Annotated in this window: 25 protein-coding genes; 15 read left to right on the top strand and 10 right to left on the bottom strand. The window is 73.4% G+C overall.

The features are described 5' to 3' along the window. The first annotated feature begins 98 nt into the window (after positions 1–98). The 8 genes from LCN96_RS51640 to LCN96_RS51605 all read left to right on the top strand — a co-directional run bounded on the left by LCN96_RS51640 (position 99) and on the right by LCN96_RS51605 (position 7,087). Complete coding sequence (locus LCN96_RS51640) at positions 99–1,205, top strand: HesA/MoeB/ThiF family protein (protein WP_225269713.1); 1,107 nt, start codon at positions 99–101, stop codon at positions 1,203–1,205. A 159-nt stretch (positions 1,206–1,364) separates the two neighbouring features. Next, positions 1,365–2,150, top strand: coding sequence for an SDR family NAD(P)-dependent oxidoreductase (locus tag LCN96_RS51635; protein ID WP_225269712.1), 786 nt, complete (start codon positions 1,365–1,367; stop codon positions 2,148–2,150). A 74-nt stretch (positions 2,151–2,224) separates the two neighbouring features. Continuing rightward, a complete protein-coding gene (locus LCN96_RS51630) occupies positions 2,225–3,010 on the top strand; it encodes a S1C family serine protease (protein ID WP_225269711.1) in 786 nt (261 codons plus the stop codon). Positions 3,011–3,041: 31 nt separating this feature from the next. Further along, on the top strand, positions 3,042–4,031 hold the full coding sequence (locus tag LCN96_RS51625) for an AAA family ATPase (protein ID WP_225269710.1): 990 nt from the start codon (positions 3,042–3,044) through the stop codon (positions 4,029–4,031). A 6-nt stretch (positions 4,032–4,037) separates the two neighbouring features. Beyond that, a complete protein-coding gene (locus LCN96_RS51620; protein WP_225269709.1) occupies positions 4,038–4,922 on the top strand; it encodes a DUF58 domain-containing protein in 885 nt (294 codons plus the stop codon). Beyond that, a complete protein-coding gene (locus tag LCN96_RS51615) occupies positions 4,919–5,875 on the top strand; it encodes a VWA domain-containing protein (RefSeq protein ID WP_225269708.1) in 957 nt (318 codons plus the stop codon). The genes LCN96_RS51620 and LCN96_RS51615 overlap by 4 nt, the downstream gene beginning before the upstream one ends. Further along, positions 5,876–6,031, top strand: a complete 156-nt coding sequence (locus LCN96_RS51610) for a hypothetical protein (protein WP_225269707.1) — start codon at positions 5,876–5,878, stop codon at positions 6,029–6,031. It abuts the gene before it with no gap. Continuing rightward, positions 6,032–7,087, top strand: a complete 1,056-nt coding sequence (locus LCN96_RS51605; RefSeq protein ID WP_225269706.1) for a VWA domain-containing protein — start codon at positions 6,032–6,034, stop codon at positions 7,085–7,087. It begins immediately after the preceding gene. Here the strand turns inward: LCN96_RS51605 and LCN96_RS51600 are convergent. The 4 genes from LCN96_RS51600 to LCN96_RS51585 all read right to left on the bottom strand — a co-directional run bounded on the left by LCN96_RS51600 (position 7,047) and on the right by LCN96_RS51585 (position 10,593). Next, positions 7,047–8,453: a cytochrome b gene (locus LCN96_RS51600; RefSeq protein ID WP_225269705.1), complete on the bottom strand. Its 1,407-nt coding sequence runs from the start codon at positions 8,451–8,453 to the stop codon at positions 7,047–7,049. The genes LCN96_RS51605 and LCN96_RS51600 overlap by 41 nt on opposite strands. Positions 8,454–8,544: 91 nt before the next feature. Then, entirely contained in the window at positions 8,545–9,618 is a 1,074-nt protein-coding gene (locus tag LCN96_RS51595) for a CU044_5270 family protein (protein ID WP_225269704.1), read from the bottom strand. Continuing rightward, entirely contained in the window at positions 9,618–10,127 is a 510-nt protein-coding gene (locus tag LCN96_RS51590) for an RNA polymerase sigma factor (protein WP_225269703.1), read from the bottom strand. Before LCN96_RS51590 ends, LCN96_RS51595 begins: the two co-directional genes overlap by 1 nt. Before the next feature lie 67 nt (positions 10,128–10,194). Further along, a complete protein-coding gene (locus LCN96_RS51585) occupies positions 10,195–10,593 on the bottom strand; it encodes an RNA-binding S4 domain-containing protein (RefSeq protein WP_225269702.1) in 399 nt (132 codons plus the stop codon). Between the two features lie 86 nt (positions 10,594–10,679). Between LCN96_RS51585 and LCN96_RS51580 the strand changes: the two genes are divergently transcribed. Both LCN96_RS51580 and LCN96_RS57595 read left to right on the top strand, forming a co-directional pair. Next, the gene (locus tag LCN96_RS51580) at positions 10,680–11,603 is read left to right on the top strand and encodes a LamG domain-containing protein (protein WP_225269701.1); all 924 of its coding nucleotides are present in this window, start codon (positions 10,680–10,682) and stop codon (positions 11,601–11,603) included. After that, entirely contained in the window at positions 11,534–11,830 is a 297-nt protein-coding gene (locus LCN96_RS57595) for an FG-GAP repeat domain-containing protein (protein ID WP_225276250.1), read from the top strand. Before LCN96_RS51580 ends, LCN96_RS57595 begins: the two co-directional genes overlap by 70 nt. Before the next feature lie 43 nt (positions 11,831–11,873). On the opposite strand, the gene LCN96_RS51570 is transcribed toward LCN96_RS57595, so the two are convergent. After that, positions 11,874–13,799 carry an FG-GAP-like repeat-containing protein gene (locus tag LCN96_RS51570; RefSeq protein WP_225269700.1) on the bottom strand — a complete coding sequence of 642 codons (1,926 nt, stop codon included), beginning with the start codon at positions 13,797–13,799 and terminating at the stop codon, positions 11,874–11,876. Between the two features lie 154 nt (positions 13,800–13,953). Here LCN96_RS51570 and LCN96_RS51565 point away from each other — a divergent pair, with 154 nt between their 5' ends. Further along, positions 13,954–16,731, top strand: a complete 2,778-nt coding sequence (locus LCN96_RS51565; RefSeq protein WP_225269699.1) for an AfsR/SARP family transcriptional regulator — start codon at positions 13,954–13,956, stop codon at positions 16,729–16,731. Positions 16,732–16,825: 94 nt separating this feature from the next. Here the strand turns inward: LCN96_RS51565 and LCN96_RS51560 are convergent, their stop codons facing one another. Beyond that, a complete protein-coding gene (locus tag LCN96_RS51560) occupies positions 16,826–17,401 on the bottom strand; it encodes a DinB family protein (protein ID WP_225269698.1) in 576 nt (191 codons plus the stop codon). 99 nt (positions 17,402–17,500) lie between these two features. Here LCN96_RS51560 and LCN96_RS51555 point away from each other — a divergent pair, with 99 nt between their 5' ends. Continuing rightward, positions 17,501–17,707: a hypothetical protein gene (locus tag LCN96_RS51555; protein ID WP_225269697.1), complete on the top strand. Its 207-nt coding sequence runs from the start codon at positions 17,501–17,503 to the stop codon at positions 17,705–17,707. Here LCN96_RS51555 and LCN96_RS51550 read toward each other — a convergent pair. Beyond that, positions 17,683–18,585 (bottom strand): diacylglycerol/lipid kinase family protein, encoded by a 903-nt coding sequence (locus LCN96_RS51550; RefSeq protein ID WP_225269696.1) that lies wholly within the window; start codon positions 18,583–18,585, stop codon positions 17,683–17,685. The genes LCN96_RS51555 and LCN96_RS51550 overlap by 25 nt on opposite strands. Before the next feature lie 274 nt (positions 18,586–18,859). Here LCN96_RS51550 and LCN96_RS51545 point away from each other — a divergent pair, with 274 nt between their 5' ends. After that, positions 18,860–19,561: a hemerythrin domain-containing protein gene (locus tag LCN96_RS51545; RefSeq protein WP_225269695.1), complete on the top strand. Its 702-nt coding sequence runs from the start codon at positions 18,860–18,862 to the stop codon at positions 19,559–19,561. 40 nt (positions 19,562–19,601) lie between these two features. On the opposite strand, the gene LCN96_RS51540 is transcribed toward LCN96_RS51545, so the two are convergent. Continuing rightward, positions 19,602–20,519: a LysR family transcriptional regulator gene (locus tag LCN96_RS51540; protein WP_225269694.1), complete on the bottom strand. Its 918-nt coding sequence runs from the start codon at positions 20,517–20,519 to the stop codon at positions 19,602–19,604. A 72-nt stretch (positions 20,520–20,591) separates the two neighbouring features. Between LCN96_RS51540 and LCN96_RS51535 the strand changes: the two genes are divergently transcribed. Together LCN96_RS51535 and LCN96_RS51530 are read left to right on the top strand one after the other, a co-directional pair. Continuing rightward, positions 20,592–21,536 (top strand): aminotransferase class IV, encoded by a 945-nt coding sequence (locus LCN96_RS51535; protein ID WP_225269693.1) that lies wholly within the window; start codon positions 20,592–20,594, stop codon positions 21,534–21,536. After that, positions 21,530–21,895 (top strand): cupin domain-containing protein, encoded by a 366-nt coding sequence (locus LCN96_RS51530; RefSeq protein WP_225269692.1) that lies wholly within the window; start codon positions 21,530–21,532, stop codon positions 21,893–21,895. The genes LCN96_RS51535 and LCN96_RS51530 overlap by 7 nt, the downstream gene beginning before the upstream one ends. 19 nt (positions 21,896–21,914) lie before the next feature. Here the strand turns inward: LCN96_RS51530 and prfH are convergent, their stop codons facing one another. Together prfH and LCN96_RS51520 are read right to left on the bottom strand one after the other, a co-directional pair. Next, a complete protein-coding gene (gene prfH, locus LCN96_RS51525) occupies positions 21,915–22,547 on the bottom strand; it encodes a peptide chain release factor H (RefSeq protein WP_225269691.1) in 633 nt (210 codons plus the stop codon). Between the two features lie 44 nt (positions 22,548–22,591). Next, positions 22,592–23,758: an RNA ligase RtcB family protein gene (locus LCN96_RS51520; RefSeq protein ID WP_225269690.1), complete on the bottom strand. Its 1,167-nt coding sequence runs from the start codon at positions 23,756–23,758 to the stop codon at positions 22,592–22,594. Positions 23,759–23,824: the final 66 nt, after the last annotated feature.

Raw genomic sequence — 23,824 nt, 5'->3', positions numbered from 1 at the left:
GCGTCCAACTCACACGGAAACTGAAACCTCGGCTCGGGTAGCGTCCTGTGGGTGAGGCATTCACCGGCTTCACCCACACCCGGGTAGGAGGCATGTCCGTGGCCGACACCGCATCGCGCCCGCGCCTGCGTGACAGTGTCATCGTGCAGGCCGACGGCGGCACGCTGCTGTTCCTGTGCCTGGCCGACCGGACCGTGAAGAGATTCACCTGCGACGAATTCGTGAAAGCCGTGGTGGTCCTTCTCGACGGCACCCGCACGATCGAGGAGATCGGCGCGCTCACTTGTGGCGGCGCGGCCGGCGCGGGTGCCAGGGTGGCCGAAGTCGTGCAAATCCTGGAGCATGAGCGGCTGTTGAGCCGGGTCGCCGCACCGGAGCCGGAATTTCGACTTTTAGGTGTCGCGCGCGCCGAATTCTACGATCGTCAACTCCGGCTGTTCCAGGACTTCTGCGACGAGGGCTGGGCGCGCGAGACGAGCGGCGCCGCGCTCCAGCGCCGCCTCGCCGGATCGACCGCCGTGATCTGCGGCATCGGCGGGCTGGGCGGCTGGGTGGCGCTCGCCCTGGCCGCCGCGGGCGTCGGCCGCCTCCGCGTCTGCGACTTCGACCGGGTGGAGGTCTCCAACCTCACCCGGCAGGTCCTGTTCAGGATGGACGACCTGGGCACCCCCAAGGTGGACGCGGCGGCCGTCCGGCTGCGCGAGCTCAACCCGTTCATCGAGGTGGAGGCCGTGGAGCGGCGCATCGGCTGCGCCGAGGACCTGGCCGGCGTCGTCAAGGGCGCCGACCTCGTCGTCAACGCGGCCGACCAGCCCACCCCCAACGACGTGGCGGGCTGGGTGAGCGAGGCCTGCTGGCCGGACATCCCCCACATCATGGGCACCGGCTACGCCTACCACATCGGGGTGCTGGGCACGTCGATCATCCCCGGCCTGACCGCCTGCTGGTCCTGCGTACGCGCCGAGACGTTCGCCGACCACGGGCGGGACGGCATGGAGACCCTTGTCGGCAAGCGGGACAAGGCGGGCGCGATGGGCGCGCTGTCCGGCCTCGTCGGCAACATCCTGGCCTGGGAGGCGATCCGCATCCTGGCGGGGCTCCCGCCGGCCCTCGGCGACCGGTGGAGCGAGGTGGACTTCTGGCCGCTGGAGATCCGCTCCCGGCCCGTCCCCCGGCGGCCCGGCTGCCCGACGTGCGGCGGCTGAACCACACGGGTCGCACCCGGTGAAGTCGGAGGGAGTCGGCATGTACGAGCGGTGGACGGAGAAATGACGGCCGCCGGTCCGCCACGATCACAAGGAATCCACCGAATATCGTTCTAGTATCGCCCCAAGGAGCGATCCCGAGACGGTGAGAGGGCAGCCATGGGCGTACTCGAGGGCAAAGTCGCGGTCGTCACCGGAGCGAGCAGGGGCATCGGCGCCGCCATCGCCGTACGGCTGGCGGCCGAGGGCGCGCAGGTCGTCGTCGCCGCCCGTACCGTCGAGGCGGCGCAGAGCAGGCTCGAAGGCACGCTGGGCGACACCGTCGCGCAGATCGAGGCGGCGGGCGGCACCGCCTTCGCCCAGGCCACCGACCTGTCGCGGGAGCAGGACAGGCGGGCGCTCGTCGAGGCCGCCGAGCAGCGGTACGGCGCCGTGGACATCCTCGTCAACAACGCCGCCGTCACCTACTTCGCGCAGGTGCGGGACTTCAGCGACCGCCGCTACCAGCTCATGTTCGAGGTGCAGGTCAACGCGCCCTTCCACCTCGCCCGGCTGGTCATCCCGGGGATGCGGGAGCGCGGCGCGGGCTGGATACTCAACATCTCCTCCATCGCCGCCCGCCACCCGACGTTCCCGCCCGGCGCGTACGCCGGCTTCGGCGGCACGGTGTACGGCATGTGCAAGGCCGCGCTCGAACGGTTCACCACCGGCCTGGCCGCCGAGCTCTACGCCGACGACATCGCGGTGAACGCGCTGTCCCCGAACCAGGTCGTGCCCACCCCCGGCACCCTCTTCCACCGCCTGACCACCGACGACGACCCCGACGCCGAGCCGCCCTCCGTCATGGCCGACGCCGCCCTGGCCCTGTGCCACCGCCCGGCCGCGGAGCTGACGGGGCGCATCGCGTACTCGCAGGACCTGCTGGCCGAGCTGAAGGACGGCTGACGCGTCCGTCGTTCTCATGGAGTTCTCAGGTGGAGTTTGTGGCACTTTGAGCTGACTTTTACGACGATGGAGCGATGGAGCACGTGCCGCAGGAGGCTGGTGCGGCCGAGGCTAGGCAGCCCCTGGCCGGGAGGGCTCGACGGTGGATCATCGGGGCCGGCGCGCTCGTCGTGGTGGCCGTGCTGGCGTACTGGCTGGGCGGCCTGGGCGGGAGCGGCGAGGTGGCCGCGCCCACGCCGAGCCCGACGCCGACCCCCAGCACGTCGCTCCCGGTGCCCGAGGTCTACCAGCGGGTGGGGCCGTCGGTGGTGGTCGTCCAGGCAGGCAAGTCGCTCGGGACCGGGGTGATCGCGGCCGAGGACGGGACGGTGCTGACGGCGTACCACGTGGTCAAGGGCGCCAAGGAGGTCGACCTGACCTTCTCCGACGGCACCGAGGCCAAGGCCGTCGTCGCCTCGTCGAACAAGAAGCTGGACGTGGCGGCGCTCAAGCCGGCGAAGCTGCCCGAGATCGTGGTGCCGGCGACGCTCGGCGGCGCGGTGTCCGTGGGGGCGCCCGTGGTGGCGATCGGCAACCCGCTGGGGCTGACGTACAGCGTCTCCACCGGCGTGGTGTCGGGCCTGAACCGGTCCGCCGAGAACGGTGGCCTGAAGGGGCTCATCCAGTTCGACGCCTCCGTGAACCCCGGCAGCTCGGGCGGCCCCCTGCTGGACGCGCGCGGCCTGGTCGTCGGGATCGTCGTGTCGATCGCGGACCCGGGCGGCGATGAGGCGTTCGCCGGCATCGCGTTCGCGGTGCCGATCGGCGCGGCCCTGGGGCCCGGCGAGGAAGGCGACGGCGAGGACGGGCCGGACGTATGAGCGAGAGGCCGGACATGAGTGAAGGGAAAGCATGACCTCGACCAAGTTCCCAGAGTCGGCTCATCCGCTCGAACAGGTGCTGTTCGAGGTCAAACGCACGATCGTCGGGCAGGACGTGCTGCTGGAGCGCATGGCCGTCGCGCTGATCGCCGACGGGCACCTGCTCGTCGAGGGCGTGCCGGGCCTGGCCAAGACGCTGGCGGTGCGGTCGCTGGCCGCCGCGATCGCCGGGAGCTTCCAGCGCGTGCAGTTCACCCCCGACCTGGTGCCGGCCGACCTCGTGGGCACGCGGGTCTACCACCAGCACTCCGGGGAGTTCAAGACGGAGCTCGGCCCGGTGTTCACGAACCTGCTGCTGGCCGACGAGATCAACCGCGCCCCCGCGAAGGTGCAGAGCGCCCTCCTGGAGGTGATGCAGGAGCACCAGGTGACGATCGGGCGTGAGACGTTCCGGGTGCCGGAGCCGTTCCTGGTCATGGCGACGGAGAACCCGATCGAGTCGGAGGGCACGTACCCGCTGCCTGAGGCGCAGGTCGACCGCTTCATGATGAAGGTGGTCGTGGACTACCCGACGCAGGCCGAGGAGCAGGCGATCGTCGGCAGGGCGCTGCGCCCGCCTGAGCCGCCGCAGCCGATGGTGACGGCCGAGGAGCTGATGGCGATGCGGGTGCGGGCGCGGGAGGTGTACGTCGACCCGGCGATCGTGGACTACGCCGTCCGGCTGGTCTCGGTGACGCGCTCGCCCGCGACGGCCGGGCTGGGCGAGCTGGAGCGGTACGTCACGTACGGGGCGAGCCCGCGGGCGTCCATCGCGCTCGTCACCGGGGCCCAGGCGCTGGCGTTCCTGCGCGGGCGCGACTACGTGCTGCCGCACGACCTGTCCGAGCTCGCGCTCGACGTGCTGCGCCACCGGCTCGTGCTGTCGTACGAGGCGCTGGCGGACGACGTCGACGCCGACACGATCATCAGCAGGGTGCTCGGCGCCGTCAGGGCGCCCGACGTCGTCCTGCAGAACCGCTGAGCCGCCATGGTCACCGCCCCAGAGAGGCTCCTGCTCCGCCTGGAGTGGAAGGTCGTCCGCAGACTGGACGGCCGGCTCCAAGGCGCTCACCGCACCACGTACCGGGGCACCGGGATCGACTTCACCGGGTTGCGTGCCTACGGCGACGGTGACGACGCCCGGCACATCGACTGGAACGTCACCGCCCGGCTGGACGAGCCGCACGTGCGGGTGTTCACCGAGGACCGCGAGCTGACCGTGTGGCTGGTGCTCGACCGGTCGGCGTCGATGGCGGCCGGTAGGCCAGGGCGCGGCAAGCACGACGTGCTCGCCGAGCTGGCGCTCGTCCTGGCCCGGCTGTTCGGGCGGGGCGGGAACCGGGTGGGGGCGCTGCTGTACGACACCGGGATGGTGCGCGTCGTGCCTCCGGGCACCTCGCGGCGGCACGCGCTGCGGATCGGCGCCGAGCTGAGCCGGACGGCGCGGGCGCACGGGAACGCCACGACCGACCTGGCCGAGATGCTGGAGGCGGCGGGACGGCTGGCCCGCCGCCGCGCGCTCGTCGTCGTGCTGTCGGACTTCATCGGCGAGGGCGACTGGGAACGCGCGCTGCAGCGGCTGGCCCGGCGGCACGAGGTGGTCGCCCTGCGGATCGCGGACACCGCCGACGACGTGCTGCCCGAGGCCGGGCTGATCGTGGTGGAGGACGCCGAGACCGGCGAGCAGCTCGTCGTGGACTCCGCAGACCCGCTGCTGCGGGTGCGCTTCCGCGAGGCCGTGGACGCGCGCGACGCCCGGCTCGCGGCGGGCATGCGCCGGGCCGGGGTGCCCGTCCACCGCATCGACACCGATCGCGACCTGGCCGAGGCGCTCGTCGAGGTCGTCGCCAGGACCAGGGACCGGTCGCCATGACCCTGTCATCGCCGCTGCTGCTGGCCGTCGGGCTGCTGCTCACGGCGGCGCTCGCCTGGGCGGCCGTCGTCTCGGCACGCCGGCGCAGGGCCGCGCTGGCCGCGGCCGGCGTCGCCGTGCCCGGCGGCGGGCGGCGGGCCTGGCTCGGCGTTGGCCTGACGATCGCCGGCGTCGGGGTGCTCGCGGTCGCCACCTCGGGCCCGGCGGCCATGGTGCCGGTCCCGCGCGCCTCGGGCACCGTCATCCTGGCCATGGACGTCTCCAACAGCATGGGCGCCGACGACGTCAAGCCGACCCGGCTGGCGGCGGCGCAGCGGGCGGCCCGCGCGTTCGTGGCGGCGCAGCCCGCCAGCGTCGACATCGGGGTCATCGCGTTCGAACGGGGGGCGCTCACCGCCGCCCGGCCCGACGCCGACCACTCCATCGCGCTCAAGGCCATCGACCGGCTGCGGATCACCGGCTCCACCTCGCTGGGGACGGCCATCCTGGGCTCGCTGACGCTGATCACCGGCAAGCAGGTGGCGTTCGGCCGCGACGGCGCCGTGCCCGACCTCGGCTACTGGCCGTCGGCGACGATCGTGATGTTCTCCGACGGCCAGAACCAGGGCGACTCGACCGCCGAACAGGCCGCCGAGGTGGCGCAGACGGCGGGCGTGCGGGTCCACACCGTCGGGATCGGCACGACGGAGGGGACGACGGTGGAGGACGACGGTTTCCACCTGCACACCGCGCTCGACGAGGACGCGTTGGCCATGATCGCCAAGACCACCGGCGGCGCCTACCATCCCGCCGCCGACACCGCGCGGCTCGACGGGATCGCCGACTCGATCGACCTGCGGCTCACCGTCTCCGACGAGCCGCTGCCCCTGGCCGGCGGGCTGATCGCGCTCGCCCTCGTGCTGCTCACGGCGGGCGCGGCGGCCACCGTGCTGCGATCCGGACGGGTGATCTGAATGGCGTTCACCGTGCTGCGACCTGGACGGGTGGTCCGCATGACGCTCACCGTGCTGCGACCTGGACGGGTGGTCCGCATGACGCTCACCGTGCTGCGACCTGGACGGGTGGTCCGCATGACGCTCACCGTGCTGCGACCTGGGCGGGTGATCTGAATGACGTTCTCCTGGCCGTGGGCGCTGCTGACCGCTCTGCTCATCCCGCTGATCTTCGCCATCCGGTGGTGGGCGCGCCGCCGGCGCAGGCGGGCCGCCGTGCGGGTGACCTCGATCGCGCTGGTCCGCAGCGCGCTGCCCGGCCGTACGCGCTGGACGCGGAAGATCCCCGCGGCGCTGTTCGTGGCGGGGCTGGCGCTGCTCGCGGTGGGGGCGGCCAGGCCGCAGGCGTCGGTGCCGGTGCCGCAGACGTCGGCCACGATCCTGCTCGCGCTCGACATCTCCGGCTCCATGTGCTCCACGGACGTCGATCCCAACCGGCTCACCGCCGCGCGGACGGCGGCGGCGGAGTTCATCGAGTCGCAGCGCGGCGGGCCGCGCATCGGGCTCGTCACGTTCGCGGGCACGGCGGGGCTGGCCGTGCCGCCGACCGACGACACCGACTCGCTGATAGAGGCGCTGGAGAACCTCACCACCTACCGCGGCACCGCGATCGGGCAGGCCATGCTCACCTCGATCGACGCGATCGCCGAGGTGGACCCGGCCGTCGCGCCCACCGGGGCCGACCCGGGTGACGGCGGCGAAGGCTACGTCGGCGCCGCGATCGTCGTGCTCACCGACGGCGCCAACACCCAGGGCGTCGATCCGGAGACCGCCGCGCGGGAGGCGGCCCTGCGCCGCATCAGGGTCTTCACGATCGGCTTCGGCACCACGACCCCCTCGCCGATGGTCTGCGACAGCCGCCAGTTCGACGGCGGCTCCGGCGGCTGGGGCGGGGGCTTCGGCGGTCGCGGCGGCTTCGACAGGGGCCGCAACTACCGCTTCATCGACGAGCCCTCGCTCAAGGGGATCGCCAGGACCACCGGCGGCTCCTACCACCGCGCCGAGAACGCCGACCAGCTCACCACCGCGCTGAACTCCCTGCCCGGCAGCTTCACCGTCATCCGGCAGCAGGTCGACACCGCCGCGGCCTTCGCCGCCGGCGGTGCCGTCCTGATCGCCGGAGCCCTGTCACTCAGTCTCTGGTGGAACCGGCCCCGACCTGCGGCCCGCTGACGGCGCCCACGGGGACCGCGGGCTCCAGCCGCTCGTGGAAGCCGCCGTCCGCCGACCGGGTGATGATGCCCGTCTCCACGCCGTGCTCGGCCACGTGCCTGCTCTCCTGCCGGAGCGCCAGGCAGATCCAGCGGGTGAGGGTGAAGGCGACGACGGGGCCGACGAGCACGGCCCACCTGAAGAAGACGGTCACCGTGTTGACGTTGAGGTCGAACTGGTGGGCGAGCTGGTCGTTGGCCGCCGCCGCCCACAGCAGGCCGTAGAACGTCACCCCGGCCGCCGCGATGGCTGTCTTCACCGGCGTGTCGCGCGGACGGTCGAGCACGTCACGGCCGGTCCGCTCGCGGGCCAGACGGCCGGCGCTCTTGGGCCGGCCCAGCGGGTCGCGCCGGTGCCGCCGCGCCGCGAGCAGGCGCTCGGCCGTCGGGTACGCGGCCAGCGCGGTGAAGAAGACCCCGGGGATCACCAGCGTGGGCACGAGGACGGCGAGGCTGAGCGTGTAGTCGCCGAGCGTCAGCTCCCACCCGGGCATGATCCGCAGCGCGCCGTCGAGGAAGCCCATGTACCAGTCGGGGACCGAGCCCGCCGAGACGTGCGTCGGCTTGGCCGGGCCGTACAGCCAGATGGGCGCGATCTGGAAGCCGAACCCGAGGATGATCAGCATGCCGAACGTCGCCACCGCCATCAGCGGGCGGGCGCTGCGCCGCCCCGGCAGCGAGGCGACGAACCGCGAGTGCCCGTTCCGCCGCACCAGCAGCTCCCGGCCGATCAGCAGCACGGCCATCAGGGCCGGGATCGCCAGGTGCGCGCCGTACAGGACGGGGATGACCGTCTCGCCGGGGAAGTCCGCGCCGAACAGCAGCGACATCACCCAGCCGCCCACCACCGGGATGGACTGCACCACCGACATCATCAGCCACAGGCTGCCGCCCGACAGCATGTCGTCGGGCAGGGCGTTGCCCGTCTCGCCCGCGGCCATGCCCAGCGCGAGCAGCGTCACCCAGATCAGCCACTGCCCGGTGCGCGGCCGGCGGAAGGCGCCGGTGAGGAACATGCGCAGCAGCTGCAGCGCGACGGCCGCCACGAAGACCAGCGCCGCCCAGTGGTGCATCTGGCGGATGAGCAGGCCGCCGCGCACCTCCAGGCTCAGGTGCATGGTCGAGTCGAACGCCGCGCTGACGAAGAGCCCGCGCAGCGGCCCATACGAGCCGTCGTAGGTCACCTGCTTCATGCTGGGGTCGTAGTACAGCATCAGCAGCGCGCCGGTCACCAGCAGGACGACGAACGACCAGACGGCGATCTCGGCGAACATGAACGACCAATGGGAGAACTGGAAAGAACGGCGTTTGGCCGACAACGTACGCATCCGAGGCCCCTTTACTCTGCCTACACACAAGACGCGGCGCAGCCCTGTTGTGTGACGTGGATGCGGCCCCGGCGAGGGTGAAACACGTCACTCAGTACCGGCCGGAGCAGTTCCGGCAGCCGGACGGCGGCACCGGCCGGGTGTCGGTCCAGCTCCTGGCCACGATGACGGTGATCACGCTCGGGACTCCGGGGTCGAGACCGGGCATCGGCGCCACCTGCTGGGCCGCCCGCAACGCGCCGCTGCCCGGGTCGATGACGAGCTGCACCCGGACGGCGCCGCGCGGCGGCAGCTCCAGGGTCACCGCGGGCCGGCCGCCCGGGTCGTGGACGTCGTCACGCACACTGGCCCCGGGCAGCCCGGCCAGCACGCGGTAGGCCGCCGCCTGGGTGCCCGGGCTGATCGGGAGCTCGACGACGAGCCGGCGGGCGACCTCGCCCAGCCATTGGTCCGGGCTCGCCTCCGAGTTGTCCGTGTAGTGCTCCAGCAGTTCGGCCCTGAGCGCGGCCGCCTCCCCGGGCAGCGCGAGCACCTCCGCCAGCGTCGCCGTCCATCCCGGCGCCACCGCCAGGGGACGGTCCATGGACCGGGCCGGATAGGCGGGCAGATGGGGGTCGCAGCCCCGGCCGGGGCAGAGCTTGGGGGAGCCGGACCGCCGCCACTGCTCGGTGGCCTCGGCGCCGTACGGCTCGGTGGAGACGGACTCGTACCAGGTGTACCAGTCGCCGTCGCGGCCGAAGGCCAGCACGTCCCTGCCGCGCTCCTCGACGCGGTAGCCGTCGGCGCCCTCCGTCCGCATGATCCGCTCAGTCTCCTGCCGCCAGTAGCGGCGGACGGGCAGCGGCTGCCGGGCCAGCCGGTCGGCCGCCGCGTCGAGCACCTGACGGGGCGTGGTGACGACCGGCGCGGGCGTGGAGGCGGGCAGCAGGACCGCGACGGCGCCGATCACCAGGATCACGGCCGCCGCCGCCAGCGCCACGCCCTTCCAGCCGCCCAGCCGCGGGCGGCGCGGGGAGGCGGACCCGGCACGGCGGACCGGCCGGTCGCGCCGCAGGGAGGCGGACCCGGCACGGCGGGCCAGCCGGTCGCGGACGGCGGCCACCTGCTCGGGCGCGGGCGGCGGGACGTCCGGCATCACCCGGTCGATGAACTCGAACTCCCTCATCACGCCTCCACTCCCAGCGTCGCGCGCAGCTTGGTCCTGGCCCGGTTCAGCCGCGAGGCGACCGTGCCCTCGGCGATCCGCAAGGCGGCGGCCACCTCCGCGTAGTTCAGCCCGCCGTACGCGACCAGCAGCACCACGTCCCGCTCACCGGCCGACAGCCCGGCCAGCGCCCCGGCCAGCCGTCCGACCGTCACCTCGGCGGTCAGCCGATCGACCACCCGGTCCTCGGAGTCGTCGTCGGGCGGTGGCCCGCTCCTGGCCAGCGCCCGGTAGCGGCGCAGCTCCGCGCGGCGGTGCCGGCCGATCAGGTTGGTGGCGATGCCGTACAGCCAGGGCCGGACCGAGCCGTACGACGGGTCGTACGCCGCCCGCCGGCCGAAGGCGATCAGGAAGGTCTCGGCCGCGAGATCCTCGGCCACGTCGAGACCGACCCGGCGGCCGAGGTAACGGCGGATCTCCTCGTAGTGGGCGTCGAAGACCGCTTCGAACGTGTCAGGGGCAAGGATCACTCAGGGACTCCCGGATGAGAAGGACATCCGTACTTGCCCGCCGGCACCCGGTCCTTCCCGGAAAGTTCTAGTCCCCCGGCTCGGGGCGCCCCCGGCGGCCGAGCAGCTTCTCGATGCTGCGGCGCTCGCGCTTGGTGGGACGGCCCGCGCCGCGCTCGCGCACGGCCACCGGCGCGATCGCCTCGCGCGGCGGGGGCGGCGGGCTCTTGTCCTCGTAGCACTCGGCGGCCACAGGGGGGCCGACGCGCTTGGTGATGATCCGGGAGACGATCACGACGCGCTCGCGCCCCTCGTGCCGCAGCCGCACCTCGTCACCGGCCTTGACCAGGTGCGCGGGCTTGACCCGCACCCCGTTGACGCGGACGTGGCCGCCCCGGCAGGCGTCGGACGCTACGGAGCGCGTCCTGGTGAGCCGCACCGACCAGATCCAGACGTCCACCCGCGCGCTCACCTGCTCACCAGCCACCCCGCCACTGTACTGAGTGCGAGCCCGCCGGGCATACCGGCGCCATACCGCCGTTTCCTAGTCTGCCGCCCGTGATGCAAGGACTCATGAGCACAGGCAGGACGGCCCGCCTGCTCGCCGCGGCGGGCCTGGGCACGTCGCTGCTGTGCCTGCCGCACCCGGCCACGGCGAGCGCCTCCGGCCTGAGTGCCTACGACAAGCTGGTGCTCTCGCACCGCCCGGTCGCCTACTGGCGGCTGTCGCACCCTTCCGACGGTACGGAGACCGACCGCACCGGCAACGGCCACAAGGGCACTTTCCGCGGTGTCACCAGCACGGTCCGGTTGCCGAACCTGGACGGCGCCTCGGTCTTCAACGGTTCGTCGGGATATTTCGAGATCCCCACCGCCAAGCAGTTCCACATCTCCACCACCGGCTCGTTCACCGTGGAGGCCTGGATCAGGCCGCACACCCTGCAGTTCCCCGACGAGGAGCAGACCGGCTACGTCTACTTCATGGGCAAGGGCACGAAGTCGGGCACCGGCGGGAACCGCGAGTGGGCGGGCCGCATGTACTCGAAGACGAACGACGAGAACCGCCCCAACCGCGTCTCCGGATACGCGTGGAACCTCGACGGCGGCCTCGGCGCCGGGGCGTACTTCCAGCAGCCGCTCAAGGTCAACGAGTGGATCCACTACGCGATCACGTTCGACACGGCCGAGGGCTCCTACGGCAAGGTGCGCATCTACCGCGACGGCGTGCTGGCGGGCACGGACCACCTGGCCTACCGCCCCGGCACGGCCGACCAGGTGATCATCAAGCCCAGGGCGGGCTCGGCGCCGGTCCGGGTCGGCACCCGTGACGGGCAGTCCTTCTTCAAGGGGGCGATCGGCAAGTTCGCCGTCTACAACCGCGAGCTGTCCGGCACGGAGCTGCGCTCGCACTACGCCGCGATGACCGGATCGGCCGCGCCGGACTTCGACGGCGACGGCGTGGGCGACGCCTCTTCTCGACCGCCACCGGCACGCTGACCGTCTGGAACGGGCGGGGCGGCAACACGTTCGGCCCCGCCACCGAGCTGGGCCCCGGCTGGGAGCCGTACGCGGCCTCGCTGATGTCCGTGGGGGACGTCAACGGGGACGGGTACGCCGACCTCGCGGCCAGGCAGGGCGACACGCTCTACGTCTGGAACGGCAGGGGCGCCAACCGGTTCGGGCCCGGCACCGCCGTCGGCTCCGGCTGGTCCGCGTACTTCTGACCGGCATGCGGGAAACCCCCGGAGCCCGGGGGTTTCCTCGTGTTCAGAAGGAGGTCTTCCAGCCGGCGCCGACGCTGGTGGCCGAGCCGAACTTGTTGCCGCCCCTGCCGTTCCAGACGTACAGGGTCCCGGTCTCGGCGTTCACGGCGGCCACGTCCGGGCGGCCGTCGCCGTTGACGTCACCGAGGGACATCAGTGAGCCCGCGTACGGCTCCCACCCGGGCCCGACCTCGGCCGCGCCGGTGAAGTTGTTGGCACCCCTGCCGTTCCAGACGTGCAGGACGTGGGTGTCCTCGTTCACGGCCAGCAGGTCACCGATGCCGTCACCGTCGAAGTCGCCGGCGACCGGCCGGGAGAAGCCCGTCCAGCCACCGCCGATCGGCGTGCCGGAGCCGAAGGCGTTGCCCCCCTTGCCGTTCCAGAAGGTGAACACCCCGGTCCGGCTGTGTACGGCGCCGAGGTCCGTACGGCCGTCCTGGTTGATGTCGCCGAGCGTCACCAGCGAGTCCGCGTACGGCTCCCAGCCGGGGCCCAGCTCGGTGGCCGGGCCGAAGCTGTTGCCGCCCTGGCCGTTCCAGACGTGCAGGGTGTGGGTGTCCTTCTTGACCGCCAGCAGGTCCGTGAGGCCGTCACCGTCATAGTCGCCGGCGACCGGCCGGGAGAAGCCGCTCCACTCGCCGCCGGCCGTGGCGGGCGGGCCGAACGTGTCGTCGCCCCGCCCGTTCCAGACGGTCAGCGTGCCGGTGGCGGTCGAGAAGAGGTCGCCCACGCCGTCGGCGTCGAAGTCGGGCGTGGCCGACAGGCCCATCCCGGCGTACTGCGGGTTCCGCGCGTGCGTGAGCGTCTCCCAGGCCAGGAAGTGCGACATCCCCACCGGGCGCTTGCGCTCCACCCACTGGGTGGCGTACGGCATGTCGTCGTAGCCGAGCCGCTGGTGCAGCGCGTTGTAGCCCACCTCGTAGTGCGCCCCGAGATCGGCCTTGACCTTCCCGCCGCACAGCCACGACGGCACCGTTCCGGTCAGTTGCACGCGGGCGTGCAGGTCCATCGCCCGCCGCAGCCGGTGCTTGGCCGTGGAGTACAGGTCCACGCCCTGGTGGCCGGCCGTCTCCGCGACGTGCGCGATGGCCGCCAGGCCCCAGCCGCTGTGCCAGAAGTCACGGCAGGTCTCCTGGGTGAGGCCGTCCACGAACGTCTGCTGGCCGTGCCAGTAGTCGATGATCTCGGCCTTGGTGTCGTAGGTGCTCCTGGGCGGCGCCTTGGGCACCGAGCCGTCCGTCGTCAGGTAGACGTAGGCGGGCAGCCTGCCGCGCCAGGTGGCGACCGCCCGGTCGAAGGAGGCGCGGTCGTCCAGGTGCACGGCGATGCCGATGGCGGCATCCGTCATGATCAGTTCCCAGTTGCCGTTGTTGTTCGGCGCGCCGGCGATCACGACCGGCAGGTACACGCTGCGCAGCTTGCCGGCGAACCGGGCGGCCTGGGCCCAGCCGGGGTAGGTGTGCTTGATCAGCTCGGCGGCGCGGGAGAAGTTCGCGCCCGCCCAGCCGGTCTGCAGCGGGGCGTTGCTCCCGGTGTGCTTGCTGATCACCGCCGACCAGGCGTCCATGATCTGGATCGCCTTCTTGGCGTAGCGGGCGTCCTTGGTGAGGTACCACTGCAATGCGTGCGTGTAGGCCGCCATGGAGTCGTTGCGCTCGTCCGAGCAGCCGTTGTCGGGCTTCGACCCGGGGCCGCAGTCCACGGTCGCGCGCGGCTTGGCCGTGTAGGAGAGCGAGGCCTGCGCGCTGCGCTGCAGGGAGGCCCAGGCGGACTTCCACGGCTCGTTGCCGAGGTTGGCCCGGACGAAGTCGAGCTGGGCGCGGCTGACCAGCACGCCGGGGTGCTTGAACACGGCCGCCTGCGCGGGCTGCGGAACGCACAAGACGGCGGCCGCCAGGACGGCGGCGGCCGCGATACGAGCTGGACGCACGGGTTTCCTTCCGAAAAGTAAGGACGCCCATTCCGCCAGCCGCCGCCATGGCTGTCAACACGATCGGGCCGCGGACGTGGCCGGACATACCGTCGGCATACCGGCGGCACGACATACCGGCGATATACCGCGCCTTTCTAGGCTCCATACCCTGATGACAGTAGAGATCGGGTTCCTGGGACCCTGGCAGACGAAGGTGGACGGACAGCCCGTACAGCTCGCAGGCCGCCGTCGCGTCGCCGTGCTGGCACGCCTGGCGCTGGACGCCGGCCGGCCCGTCAGCTCGCACCAGCTCATCGCCGACGTCTGGGGACAGAGCGCCGCGGCCACGGCCGGCAAGCAGCTGCACATCGTGGTGTCGAAGCTGCGCGAGCTGCTGCCCCCCGGCCTGATCGCGACCGTGCCCGGCGGCTACCTGCTCGACCTGCACCGCGATCAGGTGGACGCGCACAGCTTCACGCTGCTGGCCGGCCAGGCCAGGATGGCCCGCGACCGCCGCGACCCCGGCGCCGCCGACGGCCTGTTCCGCCGGGCGCTGGCCCTGTGGCGGGGGCGGGCCCTGGACGAGCTGGCGGACCCCTGGGCGCAGATCGAGTCCAGGCGCCTGGAACAGGAACGCCTGGCCGTCTTCGAGGACCACATGGAGCTGCGGCTGGCCGCCGGCGAGCACGACGCGGTGCTGGCCGGCCTCACCCGGCACGTCCAGGCCCACCCCTTCAGGGAGGGGCCGCGCGCCCAGCTCATGCTGGCGCTCTACCGGGCGGCCAGGCCGTCCGACGCGCTCGCGGTCTACCAGCAGGGACGCGCCGTCATGGTGGAGGAGCTGGGCCTGGAGCCGGGTGCCCGGCTGCGCCGGCTCCAGCACGCCATCCTGACCAGGGACCCCGCGCTGGAGCTGGGCACGCCCGCGCAGGCCGCCACGATCGTCCCCGCCGAGCTGCCCGCCGACACCCGGTCGTTCACCGCCCGGCACGAGGAGGTGGAGTGGCTGCGCGAGGCGCTGCGGCACGAGGGCGCCGCCGTCGTGGACGGGCCCGGCGGCGTGGGCAAGTCCGCGCTGGCCGTGCACGTCGCGCACGCCACGGCCGGGCGCTTCCGCGACGGCGTCATCTACGTCAACCTCAACGGCGCCACCCCCGGCGTGCAGCCGCTGCCCGTGCCCGACGCCCTGGGCCACCTGCTGCGCTCGCTGGGGCTGGACGGCTCCGCCGTACCGACCGGCCTGGACGAGGCGGTCGCCCGCTACCGGTCGCTCACCGCGGCCAGCGACCTGCTCGTCATCCTGGACAACGCGCTCGACGCCGACCAGGTACGGCCACTGATCCCGGCGGGCCCGGGCTGCCGGACCGTCATCACCAGCCGCTACGCCCTGTCCACCCTCGACGACGCCCGTCACCTGCACCTGGCGCGGCTCGGCGACCGCGACGCCGTCACGCTGCTGGCCAGGATCGCCGGCCCCGACCGCGTCCAGCGCGAGCCGGAGTCCGCCGCGGAGATCACCGGGCTGTGCGGCGGCTTCCCGCTGGCCATCCGGGTCGCGGGCGCCCGGCTGCGGGCGCGGCCCGACTGGCGGCTGGCCGACCTCGCCGACCGCCTGGCCGACGCCACCCGCCGCCTGGACACCCTGCAGTACGACGACCTGGCCGTACGCGCCAGCATCGCGGTCAGCCACCGGCACCTGCGCGAGGAGCCGAGCGGCCACGACGCCGCGCGCGCCCTCCCGCTCCTCGGCCTGCTCGACACGCCCACCCACACGCCCGCCGCCACGGCCGCCCTGGCCGGCTGGCCCGAGTCCCGGGCGGAGGCGGCGCTGGAACGGCTGCGCGGCGCCCGCCTGCTGGAGTCCGTGGGGCGCGGCCGGTACCGCTTCCACGACCTGATCCGCCTGTACGCCCGCGAGCAGGCCGACCGCGAGCTGCCGGAGCGGGACCGAGCGGCGGCGCTGCGCCACGGCCTGCACCACTACCTGGCCACGGTCAACACCGCCACGCAGCTCGTGCACCCCCAGGTCATGGAGCCCTACTACGGCGCCGAGCAGCCCGGCGTCCCGCTCGCCGACGCCCGCGAGGCCAGGGAGTGGACCGAGGCCGAGCGCGACAACCTGCTCGCCGTGGCCCATCAGGCGGCCGAGTCGGCCGACCCGCACACCGCCATCGGGCTGGCGCTGGGGCTGCACATGCCGTTCAACTTCCGCGGCTGGGTCACCCACCTGACGGACGTGCACCTCAAGGCGATCGAGCTGGCCGAACGGCACGGGGACCGGGCCGGCCAGGCGCAGGCGGAGAACTACCTGGGCTGGGTGTACCGCGACCAGGGCCGTCACGAGCAGGCCATCCAGCACCTGAAGCGGGCGGTGACGTGCTGGGAGGCGGCCGGGCTGCCGCACCGGAGGATGGGGTCCTACAACAACCTCGGCATCAACTACACCGTGCTGGGGCGGCTCGACCTCGCCGACGCCAACCTGTCACGCGCACTGGAGATCGTCGAGGAGGTCGGCGACGGTTACGCGCGCGGCGCTGTACTGAACAACCGCGTGCACGTGCTCTTCAGGCAGGACCGGTTCGAGGAGGCCATCGCGCAGGCCAGGGCGGCGGTCGCGCAGTGGAGCGGCACCCTGTACGGCGAGGGGGTGAGCCGTGAGAGCCTGGCCCGCGCCCTGATGCACGCCGGCCGCCTCACCGAGGCGGCCGACGCCTACGCGGTGGCGCTGGCGCTGCTGCGGGAGGCCGGGTACCGCATCGGCTACGCCGTGGCCGCCTGGTGGTCCGGCCAGACCCTGCATGCCCTGGGCCGGCACGCCGAGGCCCGAAGGGACTGGCACGCCTGCTTCACGACCCTGCTGGAGACGCACCTGCTGACCCGCGCGGAGGCGGACAAGCTGATGGAGCAGCCCGTGCCCGAGATGCCGGGGCCGATCAGGCACATGCTCTGACGTGGACCCGGCCAGGACCGGCGCCCTTGCTCCCCCGACCGTCCTGCCCGCCGGCCTCGACCCGGGTTCGGCCGTCGTGGGCTTCCTCGGCTGATCAGGCTCCTCGGGCCTGCCGGGCGGCCTGTTCGAGGCGTTCGCGGTAGTCCTGCCACCAGCCCTGGTCGTCGCTCGGCAGGACGTCGCCGTCCCGGCGGCCCACGGAGCCGTCGATCAGCTCGCGGACGATGTCGGCGTGACCGGCGTGGCGGTTGGTCTCGGCGAGCACGTGGACGAGGACGAGGTGCAGGGAGACGGGGTTGCGCTCGGCCGGCCACCAGGCGACGTGGCCGGGCGCGTCCAGGGACAGCTCCTCGATCGTGGCGTCCGCGTGGGCCCAGGCGCGGCGGTACAGGGAGACGATCTCCTCGCGGGACTCACCGGGCGTCGCCCACATGTCCGCGTTGGCCTCCGCGCCCTCCTCGAACCACGGCAGCGACTCGCCGTGCGGGCGGCCGAAGCTGTCGCCGAAGTAGCCGAGCTCGACGCTGGCCAGGTGCTTGACCAGGCCGAGCAGGTTGGTGCCGGTGGGGGTCAGGGGGCGGCGGACGTCGTACTCGGAGAGGCCGTCGAGCTTCCACACAAGGGATTCGCGGGCGGTCTTGAGGTAGTGGTGGAGCTCTGATTTGTGCATGACGGGCATTGTGCCAGCCGGGCCGGCGCCGCTTCTGTCGCGTCAGCCTCGGCCCCATGGTGTCCGACTCCGCTGCTTAGCACGCGCGAGCCCCAGGAGATGGGGTACGCGCTGGCCCTGTTCTCGCTCGGGGCCGGGTTCGCCGCCGCCAAGGGCAGGCGGGACCACCTGCGGGCCCTGGCCGGCCAGGGCGACACCCGCGCGACGCGGGCGGAGCTGCTGGACTTCGACGCCTTCAACACGCTGATCGGGCTCGGCGAGCACAACGAGCTGGAGCGCCGCTACGCCGTCCCGGAACGGGGCTGATCGAGGGCCAGCCGCCAGGCGCGCGCCTCGACGGTCCACGTCCGCGCGGGGACGGGCCCTGTCAGCTCGCCGTCGGCGTTCAGCCGCAGGCCGGGGCCGGACACGCGGATGCGCGCACCGCGTACCGTCGTCACCTCCGGCCTGCGGGTGTGCCGGCCGAGTCGGAGCAGCACGCCGTACAGCAGCCGTTGCAGCGGGCTGGTGGCGAAGGAGACGACCACGTCGGCGAGGCCGTCGGAGAGGTGGGCGTCGGGGGTGAGGGGCGTGCCGCCGCCGATGGAGGTGCCGTTGCCGATCCCGGCCATCAGCACCCTGCGCCGCCCGTCCGCGACGACCCGGCCGTCCACCTCGACCCTGAGCGGCACCCCCTTGGTACGGACACCCGCGATCACGCTGCCCACCGCGTAGGCGAAGCGGCGCAGCACCGGCTTGAGCGGCTTGGCCGCCCTGGCCGCCTCGACGCCGACCCCGAGGTGCACGGCGTTGACCACGATGCCGCCCTCGTCGTCGCGGAGCAGGTCCAGCGGCCGGGGCTCGCCCAGGGCCGCGGCCCGAGCCGCCTCGGCGGGGTCCAGGGGCACGCCGAGCGCGCGGGCCAGGTCGTTGCCGGTGCCCAGCGGGACCAGCCCGACGGTCCGGCTCCCCAGCTCGCCCCGCTCGGCGAGCACCTCGACCAGGCGGTGCAGCGTCCCGTCGCCGCCCAGGACGACGGGATCGCGATCCGGATGCTCGGCCAGCGCCTCGGGCAGCTCGGCCGGGCCGCCGACGCGGGCCTCCACGGTGTCGGCGTGCTCGGCCAGCACGGACAGCACCTCGGACACCACCTCGTCGTCGGCGCCGCCCGCCGCCGAGTTGACGATCGCCAGCAACCGGCGCATCCCGCCCCTCCCTGTCCGCCTGCTCAGGAGCAGGCGTCTACCCTCCTGGGCGCCGGGCATACGTGCGTCAGCGGGGGACGGGGCGGCGCCTGACCGCTCCACAGGCCCTCGATGAAGCGATCGGTGGAGACGACCTCACCACCCGCGGCCAGCAACCGGGCCGGCACCGCCCGCTGCTTGGCGGGCCGCTCAAGCCCGCCGGAAGAGCCGGCCAAGCGCCGTGCAAGCGCTCTCCCGCACGCTTGCCCCGCCATGCGACGAAGGAGTACGTGCGATGTGGACCGCAGAACACCCGGAGCTGCCGCAGATCACCCTGCCCGGCCAGGCCGCCACCGCCCCGGGCCCGCTCGACATGAGCACCAGGTACCTGGCGCACCACGCCTTCCGCCGCGACCTCGGCCACCTGCTCACCACCGTCGGCCGGATCCGCCTCGACGACCGCCGGCGCATCACCGCCCTGCGCGAGCACCACGCGTGGGTGCTGCATGTGCTGCACCACCACCGCACCACCGAGCACGAGACGACCTGGCCACGGTTGCGGGAGCGGGCACCGGAGGCGGTCGCCACGATCGACACGCTGGCGGCCGGGCACGCGGCCTGCGACCGCTGGGTCCTGGAGAGCACCGACGCCTTCCACGCCTTCGACGCCGGCCCGTCCGAGCAGGGCCGCGACCGGCTCCTGGCCGCGCTGCGGGCGCTGGCCGAGACCCTCGGCGCGCACCTGGCGCGCACGGAGACCGATGGGGTGCCGCTGATGATGGCGCACGTCCTGCCACGGGAGCACGCGGCCGGCCGCCGAGGTCTCTTGCGGCGGTACGGGCTGCGCGAGCTGGTCGAGCTGGCCGCCTGGATCACCGCCGAGCTGCCGCCCGACGTCGAGGATCACCTGCGCGGCAACTCACCCGTGCCGCTGCTGCTGCTCCATGCCCTGACCGGAGCCCGCTACCGGCGGCGCATGGCCCACCTCTGGGGCTGAGCTGCTCCGGGATCCAACCGGCTCGCGCGGCGTCCCTGCGTCACCCCCGTGCCGCCTGAAGCTCCGCCGCGACCGTCCGCAAGTGCTCGATCATCGCCACGGCGGCGGGCAGCCGGTGCTCCTGCGCGGGCACGGCCGTCATCACGGTCCTGGTCAGCAAAGGCTCGTCGAGCGGGCGTACGACGAGATCGGGAGCGGTCGCCGGCAGCGTGAGGAAGGGCGCGAGCGCCACCCCCAGCCCCGCCGCGACCAGCCCCCTGACTGTCATCTGATCATCGGTCCTGAACGCGATGACCGGCTCGAACCCCGCCTGCCGGCACGCCCGCGGCAGCACGTCGAGGGTGGACCCCCGGTGCACCCCCTGGATCCACCGCTCGCCGGCCAGCTCGGCGAGCCGGACGCGCTCGCGCCCCGCCAGGTGGTGGCCCGGCGGCAGCGCGATGTACAGGGGATCGGTGAGCAGCCGGCGCACCTCGACGTTCGCCGGCACCACCAGGGGCACGGCGGGGAACTCGTACACCAGCGCCAGGTCCAGCTCGTGCGCGGCCACGGCCGCCACCGCCTCGTCCCGGTCGGCCTCGACCAGCTCCACCGAGACCGCGGGCCGCTCGCGCAGGAAGGCGCGTACGGCCATGGGCATGAGCGTGGCGTTGGCCGTCGTGTACGACCCGAACCGCAGCCGCCCGCCGTCCCCGGCGCCGATCGCGGCCAGCGTGCTCTCGGCGGCGCGCAGCTCCGTCATGATGCGCTCGGTGTGCGCCAGGAGCGCCCGCCCGGCCTCCGTCAGCCGCACCCCCCGGGCGTGCCGCTCGAACAGCCGCGCCCCCGCCTCCCTCTCCAGCACGGAGATCTGCTGCGACAGCGCCGAGGTGGTGTACGACAGCGCGGCGGCGGCGCGGGTGAGCGACCCGTGCCGGGCCACCTCCCGCAACACCCGGAGCCTTGCTAGGTCGAGCATGCGAAAACGCTAAACCCTTCCTTAAGCAGCTGTCGATTGTCCTTAACGGACGGCGGCGCGCATCCTGGCGGCATGCGATTCGGAACCCCCTACGACGAGGTCTACGCGGAGGACGCGTTCGTGCCGGAGCGGGAGTCCAGGCTCAGCCTCCTGGCCAACGCGGTCTCGTACGGCACGGGCACCTTCGAAGGCATCAGAGCCTGCTGGAACCCGGATCACCAGGAGCTCTACCTGCTGGAGGCGCGGGCCCACTACGAGCGGATGGCGCGATCGGCCCGCATACTCGGGCTGGTGCTGCCGTACGACCCGGACCGGCTGGCCGGGCTCACCGCCGAGCTGCTGCGCCGCAACGGCGTCCGCGCCGACGCCTACGTGCGCCCGCTCCTGCTGCAGGCGGACCGGCAACTCGCCGTCCGGATGCACGACAGCGGCGCGCGCCTGTACCTGGCCGCGACACCCATGCCGGGCGACTACATCGACCGGCGCGGCGTGCGCTGCATGGTCAGCGCCTGGCGCAGGACGGCCGACGCCGCCGTGCCGAACAGGGCCAAGGTGATCGGCAGCTACGTCGGGCCCGCCCTGGCCAAGACCGACGCCGTACGCAACGGCTTCGACGAGGCGATCATGCTCACCGGCGACGGCCACGTGGCCGAGGCGACCACCTCGAACCTGCTCATCAGGACCGGCGACCGCTGGGCCACCCCGGCCGCCACGGACGACATCCTCGCCGGCATCACCCGCCGGCAGGTCATGCAGTTGCTGCGCGAGCTGACCGGCGCGGCCGTCGAGGAGCGGCGCGTGCACCGCTCCGAGCTCTACTCCTGCGACGAGGCCCTGCTGTGCGGCACGGCCGTGCTCGTCGCCCCGGTCGTCGAGGTGGACTGCCGGCCCGTCGGCGACGGGCAGCCGGGCGGGACGACGCTCGCCGTGCAGCGCCTGCTGCAGGCGATCAGCCGCCGCGAGGACCCCGCCCATCCCGAATGGACCACACCCGTGTACGGAGCCGTCCCATGCTGACCGACCTGAACGCCATCGCGCCCACCCGCATCTGGAAGGATGTCCTGGCCCGCGTGATCCACGGCGAGCAGCTCACCCTCGCCGTCGTCGAGCTGCCCCCGGGCGGCCTGGTCCCCGAGCACCGTCACCACAACGAGCAACTCGGCCTGTGCCTGCAGGGCACGCTGACCTTCCGCGTGGGGGAGGAGAGCCGGGACCTCGGGCCCGGTGGCTCCTGGCGCATCCTCGCGAACGTGCCCCACGAGGTCCAGGCGGGGCCGGAGGGGGCGGTGGTGGTGGAGGCGTTCGCGCCGGCGCGGGAGGACTGGGCTGGCCTCGAACAGGCCGCCCCGGCCCCACCGCGCTGGCCCGCCGCCTGACCGCTGGGGAACGCTCCCGTCAGCGGGTGCGTTGCGCGGGTGGGTCCGGGCGTTCGACGCGGGTGGGGTTGCCACGGACGAGCTCGTCGTGGATGCGCCAGCGGGCGGTGACGACGGCGCGTTCGGCCACGTCGTCACCGTGCTCGACGCGCTCGCGCAGCAACCGCAGGGCGATGCGGCGGTTGAGGCTGAGCTGCCGCTCGGTGTCCACCACGACGACGATCCCCGTGGGCCGGTGCGTCGCCCGCACGGCGGTGCTCGCCTTGTTCCTGTGCTGACCGCCCGGCCCGCCGGTGCGGCAGGCGACGATCTCGACGTCCGCCTCGGCGAACGTGGTGCGCGGGCTGTCGATCCGGCACGGCCGGGCGATGACGTACCAGTTCTTGCGCCCGGCGCGGGCCCGGTACGGGCTGGGGGCCTGCCAGCACAGGGTGCCGGTCCAGGAGGCGGCGAACGGCTCGGCGCCGTCACCCGCGATCCGGACGAGAACCGACCGGTAGGTGCCGGGCCGGTCACCGGGGACGCTCTCGACCCGCTGGGTGTCCAGCCCGCGCCGGGCGGCGTCGGCCTCCAGCCGCCGTACCAGCTCGGCCAGCGCCCAGGCGCACTCCTGCGGCCCCCGCCCGGCCGACAACAGCAGGTGGAGACTCATGGCAGCCTTCCGCTCACGCTCGCCCCCGCTCACGGCGGTCCCGCTCACGCTCGCCCCCGCTCACGGCGGTCCCGCTCACGCTCGCCCCCCTTGCGGCGGCTTCCGTGGTCAGCGGTCTTGTACGTGACCAGCGGGACCGTGGTGGCCACCGGCGTGGCCAGCCCATGCTGCACGAGGTCGTCGATCACCTGCTCGATCCGCTTGTAGGCCGTCGGCGCCTCCTCGAAGAGCAGCTGCCGGTCACCGCACACCACCAGCGACCCCACCGGCGTCCGGCGCAGCTCCTCCACCGTGTGCTTGGCCTTCCCCCTGCGCAGGGCGTCGGCCCGAGACATCTTGCGCCCGGCCCCGTGCGCCACGGAACGCCCGGAGCCCGCCCCGGAGTGCGCGGCCACCAGGTAGGAAGGGGTGCCGCGGGTCCCGGCGATGAGCACGTCGCAGCCGTCGCCCGGCGCCGCCCCCTTGCGGTGCAGGTAGCTCCCGTCGCGCACCTCGACCGAGTTGTGGCACTGGTCGAGGATCGGCTCGGCGGGCTCGAACCCGAGCGCGTGGGCCACCCGCGCCGCCAGCAGCCGCCGGTTGAGCGACCCCCAGCGCACGGCCTCGTCGTGCTGCGCCAGGTAGGCGGCGGGGTCGGGGGCGGGACCGGCGCCGTGGACCTCGGTGTGCGCCCGCAGGATCCGCTCGCCCAGCCCCCGGGAGCCGCTGTGGACGATGAGCACCAGGTCACCGCCGGCGAGGCCGAGCCGGTCGGCGTGGGCGGGCTCGAAGACCGTCCCGATGCGGGCCAGCTCGACGAAGTGGTTGCCCCGGCCGACGGTCCCGAGGCTTTCGACGTATCCGGCGGGGAGGTCGCCCTTCACCACGGCCCAGGCGGGGTCGTCGGCGTCCCGCTCGGGGTCCAGGGCCCGGTCGAGGTCGGGGAAGCGGGCGGCCAGCTTCTCCGGCACGGCCCGCTTGAGCCGGACGGGGAACACGGCGATGCCGCACCCGATGTCGGAGCCCACCAGGAACGGGTACAGGACCGTCGAGGTCATGGCGGCGCCGATGGGGGCGCCCTTGCCGGGGTGCAGGTCGGGCATGCCGGCCACCTGCGTCATCCCGTCGAGCGCGGCCACCTGGTGGCACTGCGCGACGGCGTCGGACTCGATCCAGCTCGTGGGGGAGGCGAACACGGTGACCGTGGCCGGCCCGGAGGGTTGCTGAGACAAAGACGCTCTCTTCGCATGAACAGGGTCGGGGGCGGCACGACGCAGGGGCGCCGTGGCATCTCGGAG

It is taken from the genome of Nonomuraea gerenzanensis (assembly GCF_020215645.1).
Classification (GTDB): domain Bacteria; phylum Actinomycetota; class Actinomycetes; order Streptosporangiales; family Streptosporangiaceae; genus Nonomuraea; species Nonomuraea gerenzanensis.
This window is presented reverse-complemented; position numbering and strand designations above follow the sequence as displayed.